The 5351-nt window shown below is 58.3% G+C and carries 3 rRNA genes; all 3 read left to right on the top strand.

What is annotated here, in order from left to right:
- The first annotated feature begins 123 nt into the window (after nucleotides 1-123).
- The 3 genes from G6039_RS29485 (at nucleotide 124) to rrf (ending at nucleotide 5344) form a co-directional block, all read left to right on the top strand.
- Nucleotides 124-1645, top strand: a 16S ribosomal RNA gene (locus G6039_RS29485).
- Between the two features lie 296 nt (nucleotides 1646-1941).
- Nucleotides 1942-5078: ribosomal RNA gene (locus tag G6039_RS29480) — 23S ribosomal RNA — on the top strand.
- Between the two features lie 149 nt (nucleotides 5079-5227).
- Nucleotides 5228-5344 (top strand): 5S ribosomal RNA (rrf, locus tag G6039_RS29475).
- The 16S, 23S and 5S rRNA genes sit together here, the layout of an rRNA operon.
- Nucleotides 5345-5351: the final 7 nt, after the last annotated feature.

Below are 5351 nucleotides of genomic sequence, written 5' to 3'. Positions count from 1 at the left end.
GTTGCTGGCTGCCGCATTCTTCCGTCTGTGGTGGTCAGTGTTTTTTGCTGGTTTGAGTTTTTTGCTGGTGATTTGGCTCGATGTCTATGACTGATCGGCCCTTCGGGGTTTGATTGTGAGTCTTCAACGGAGAGTTTGATCCTGGCTCAGGACGAACGCTGGCGGCGTGCTTAACACATGCAAGTCGAACGATGAAGCCCAGCTTGCTGGGTGGATTAGTGGCGAACGGGTGAGTAACACGTGGGTGATCTGCCCTGCACTTCGGGATAAGCCTGGGAAACTGGGTCTAATACCGGATAGGACCTCGGGATGCATGTTCCGGGGTGGAAAGGTTTTCCGGTGCAGGATGGGCCCGCGGCCTATCAGCTTGTTGGTGGGGTAACGGCCCACCAAGGCGACGACGGGTAGCCGGCCTGAGAGGGCGACCGGCCACACTGGGACTGAGACACGGCCCAGACTCCTACGGGAGGCAGCAGTGGGGAATATTGCACAATGGGCGCAAGCCTGATGCAGCGACGCCGCGTGAGGGATGACGGCCTTCGGGTTGTAAACCTCTTTCAGTACCGACGAAGCGCGAGTGACGGTAGGTACAGAAGAAGCACCGGCCAACTACGTGCCAGCAGCCGCGGTAATACGTAGGGTGCGAGCGTTGTCCGGAATTACTGGGCGTAAAGAGCTCGTAGGCGGTTTGTCGCGTCGTCTGTGAAAACCCGCAGCTCAACTGCGGGCTTGCAGGCGATACGGGCAGACTTGAGTACTGCAGGGGAGACTGGAATTCCTGGTGTAGCGGTGAAATGCGCAGATATCAGGAGGAACACCGGTGGCGAAGGCGGGTCTCTGGGCAGTAACTGACGCTGAGGAGCGAAAGCGTGGGTAGCGAACAGGATTAGATACCCTGGTAGTCCACGCCGTAAACGGTGGGCGCTAGGTGTGGGTTTCCTTCCACGGGATCCGTGCCGTAGCTAACGCATTAAGCGCCCCGCCTGGGGAGTACGGCCGCAAGGCTAAAACTCAAAGGAATTGACGGGGGCCCGCACAAGCGGCGGAGCATGTGGATTAATTCGATGCAACGCGAAGAACCTTACCTGGGTTTGACATACACCGGACCGCCCCAGAGATGGGGTTTCCCTTGTGGTCGGTGTACAGGTGGTGCATGGCTGTCGTCAGCTCGTGTCGTGAGATGTTGGGTTAAGTCCCGCAACGAGCGCAACCCTTGTCCTGTGTTGCCAGCAATTCGGTTGGGGACTCGCAGGAGACTGCCGGGGTCAACTCGGAGGAAGGTGGGGACGACGTCAAGTCATCATGCCCCTTATGTCCAGGGCTTCACACATGCTACAATGGCCGGTACAGAGGGCTGCGATACCGCGAGGTGGAGCGAATCCCTTAAAGCCGGTCTCAGTTCGGATCGGGGTCTGCAACTCGACCCCGTGAAGTCGGAGTCGCTAGTAATCGCAGATCAGCAACGCTGCGGTGAATACGTTCCCGGGCCTTGTACACACCGCCCGTCACGTCATGAAAGTCGGTAACACCCGAAGCCGGTGGCCTAACCCCTCGTGGGAGGGAGCCGTCGAAGGTGGGATCGGCGATTGGGACGAAGTCGTAACAAGGTAGCCGTACCGGAAGGTGCGGCTGGATCACCTCCTTTCTAAGGAGCATCTGCCCACACACCCCGAACAGTCGGGGCGCGTGTGCGGCCAGAGACCGTTTGTCCCCGCATGTGGGACACGGTGGCTCATGGGTGGAACGCTGACAGCTACTTCTCGTCCGGGTCCCGTTTCTGTGCGGGATCCGAGGAGTTATATCGGTGCACTGTTGGGTCCTGAGAGAACACGCGAGTGTTTTGTCAGCGACGATGCTCATCAAAGCTTCCGCCGGTCGGTGGGGTGAGTAGTGGGTGTTGTGTGTTGTTTGAGAACTGCACAGTGGACGCGAGCATCTTTGTTGTAAGTGTTTATGAGCGTACGGTGGATGCCTTGGCACCAGGAGCCGATGAAGGACGTGGGAGGCTGCGATATGCCTCGGGGAGCTGTCAACCGAGCTGTGATCCGAGGATTTCCGAATGGGGAAACCCAGCACGAGTGATGTCGTGTTACCCGCGCCTGAATATATAGGGCGTGTGGAGGGAACGTGGGGAAGTGAAACATCTCAGTACCCACAGGAAGAGAAAACAACATGTGATTCCGTGAGTAGTGGCGAGCGAAAACGGAAGAGGCTAAACCGCGGGTGTGTGAGAGCTGGCAGGCGTTGCACTCGTGGGGTCGTGGGGCCCTTCTTCCCATCACTGTCATGGTGGGCGAGAGTAAGAAACCGGTGTGTTAGTCGAAATGGTCTGGAACGGCCTGTCGTAGAGGGTGAGAATCCCGTAGACGAAAACATGCCGGCTCTCGTGGAGGGTACCCGAGTAGCAGCGGGCCCGTGAAATCTGCTGTGAATCCGTCGGGACCACCCGATAAGCCTGAATACTCCCTGGTGACCGATAGCGGACTAGTACCGTGAGGGAAAGGTGAAAAGTACCCCGGGAGGGGAGTGAAATAGTACCTGAAACCGTGCGCTTACAATCCGTCGGAGCCTTCGAGCAGTTTGGTCTGCTGGGGGTGACGGCGTGCCTTTTGAAGAATGAGCCTGCGAGTTAGTGGCATGTCGCGAGGTTAACCCGTGTGGGGTAGTCGTAGCGAAAGCGAGTCCGAACAGGGCGTCTGTAGTGGCATGTTCTAGACCCGAAGCGGAGTGATCTACCCATGGCCAGGGTGAAGCGACGGTAAGACGTCGTGGAGGCCCGAACCCACTTAGGTTGAAAACTGAGGGGATGAGCTGTGGGTAGGGGTGAAAGGCCAATCAAACTCCGTGATAGCTGGTTCTCCCCGAAATGCATTTAGGTGCAGCGTCGCGTGTTTCTCACCGGAGGTAGAGCTACTGGATGGTCTAGGGGGCCCACAAGCTTACCGAAATCAGCCAAACTCCGAATGCCGGTGAGTGAGAGCGCGGCAGTGAGACTGCGGGGGATAAGCTTCGTAGTCGAGAGGGAAACAGCCCAGATCGCCGGCTAAGGCCCCTAAGCGTGTACTAAGTGGAAAAGGATGTGGGATCGCTGAGACAACCAGGAGGTTGGCTTAGAAGCAGCCACCCTTGAAAGAGTGCGTAATAGCTCACTGGTCAAGTGGTTCTGCGCCGACAATGTAGCGGGGCTCAAGTACACCGCCGAAGCCGCGGCACTCGCACAACACCCCGGAGGGTCCACGGATCGTCCGGCAGTGGTGCGGGTGGGTAGGGGAGCGTCGTGCAGCCGGGGAAGCGCCGGAGTGATCCAGGTGTGGAGGCTGCGCGAGTGAGAATGCAGGCATGAGTAGCGAAAGACGAGTGAGAAACTCGTCCGCCGAATGACCAAGGGTTCCTGGGCCAGGTTAATCCGCCCAGGGTGAGTCGGGACCTAAGGCGAGGCCGACAGGCGTAGTCGATGGACAACGGGTTGATATTCCCGTACCCGTGTGAACGCGCCCCTGGTGAATCATCGGTACTAACCGTCCAAAGGGTGATCGAGTTCCTTCGGGAGCCGAGAGCCTGCTGCACGGGACCTTCGGTGGTAGTAGCCAAGCGATGGGGTGACGCAGGAAGGTAGTGGGGCCGGTCAGTGGTTGTACCGGTGTAAGCCCGTAGGGCGTGACACAGGCAAATCCGTGTCGCACACAGCCTGAGAGGTGATGCGTAGCCGAATGAGGCGAATTCCATGATCCTATGCTGCCGAGAAAAGCCTCTAGCGAGCTTTCACACGGCCCGTACCCCAAACCGACACAGGTGGTCAGGTAGAGAATACCGAGGCGATCGAGAGAACTGTGGTTAAGGAACTCGGCAAAATGCCCCCGTAACTTCGGGAGAAGGGGGACCAGTCCCGGTGACCGGACTTGCTCCGTGAGCCGGGGGTGGTCGCAGAGACCAGAGAGAAGCGACTGTTTACTAAAAACACAGGTCCGTGCGAAGTCGTAAGACGAGGTATACGGACTGACGCCTGCCCGGTGCTGGAAGGTTAAGAGGACCGGTCAGCGGAGTTCACTCCGCGAAGCTGAGAATTTAAGCCCCAGTAAACGGCGGTGGTAACTATAACCATCCTAAGGTAGCGAAATTCCTTGTCGGGTAAGTTCCGACCTGCACGAATGGCGTAACGACTTCTCTGCTGTCTCAACCACAGACTCGGCGAAATTGCACTACGAGTAAAGATGCTCGTTACGCGCGGCAGGACGAAAAGACCCCGGGACCTTCACTACAGCTTGGTATTGGTGTTCGGTTCGGTTTGTGTAGGATAGGTGGGAGACTGGGAAGCCCGCACGCCAGTGTGGGTGGAGTCGTTGTTGAAATACCACTCTGATCGTATTGGACCTCTAACCTCGGACCCTGATCGGGTTCAGGGACAGTGCCTGGTGGGTAGTTTAACTGGGGCGGTTGCCTCCCAAAATGTAACGGAGGCGCCCAAAGGTTCCCTCAGCCTGGTTGGCAATCAGGTGTCGAGTGCAAGTGCACAAGGGAGCTTGACTGTGAGACCGACAGGTCGAGCAGGGACGAAAGTCGGGACTAGTGATCCGGCACCGGCATGTGGAAGCGGTGTCGCTCAACGGATAAAAGGTACCCCGGGGATAACAGGCTGATCTTCCCCAAGAGTCCATATCGACGGGATGGTTTGGCACCTCGATGTCGGCTCGTCGCATCCTGGGGCTGGAGTAGGTCCCAAGGGTTGGGCTGTTCGCCCATTAAAGCGGCACGCGAGCTGGGTTTAGAACGTCGTGAGACAGTTCGGTCTCTATCCGCCGCGCGCGTTAGAAACTTGAGGAAGGCTGTCCCTAGTACGAGAGGACCGGGACGGACGAACCTCTGGTGTGCCAGTTGTCCCGCCAGGGGCACGGCTGGTTGGCTACGTTCGGAAGGGATAACCGCTGAAAGCATCTAAGCGGGAAGCCTGTTCCAAGATGAGGTTTCTCACCCCCTCGAGGGGGTAAGGCCCCCGGCAGACCACCGGGTTGATAGGCCGGAACTGGAAGTGCGGTAACGCATGCAGGTGACCGGTACTAATAGGCCGAGGACTTACCACAAAGAAGCTACGCGTCCACTGTGCGGTATCTGAAACAACACACTCACACTCGCTGCGCGAGGAGTCGGAGTAAACGCTGCCCCCCAAAGAATGGGTGGGCCTGCGGCCCCCGACCCACGCGAACAGCGTGCGTGGGTCGTTTCACAGAGTTACGGCGGCCATAGCGGAGGGGAAACGCCCGGTCCCATTCCGAACCCGGAAGCTAAGCCCTCCAGCGCCGATGGTACTGCACCCGACAGGGTGTGGGAGAGTAGGACACCGCCGAACACCCGTT

The organism is Rhodococcus aetherivorans, from assembly GCF_011058165.1.
In the GTDB taxonomy this organism is placed as follows: Bacteria; Actinomycetota; Actinomycetes; order Mycobacteriales; family Mycobacteriaceae; genus Rhodococcus; species Rhodococcus aetherivorans.
This window is presented reverse-complemented; position numbering and strand designations above follow the sequence as displayed.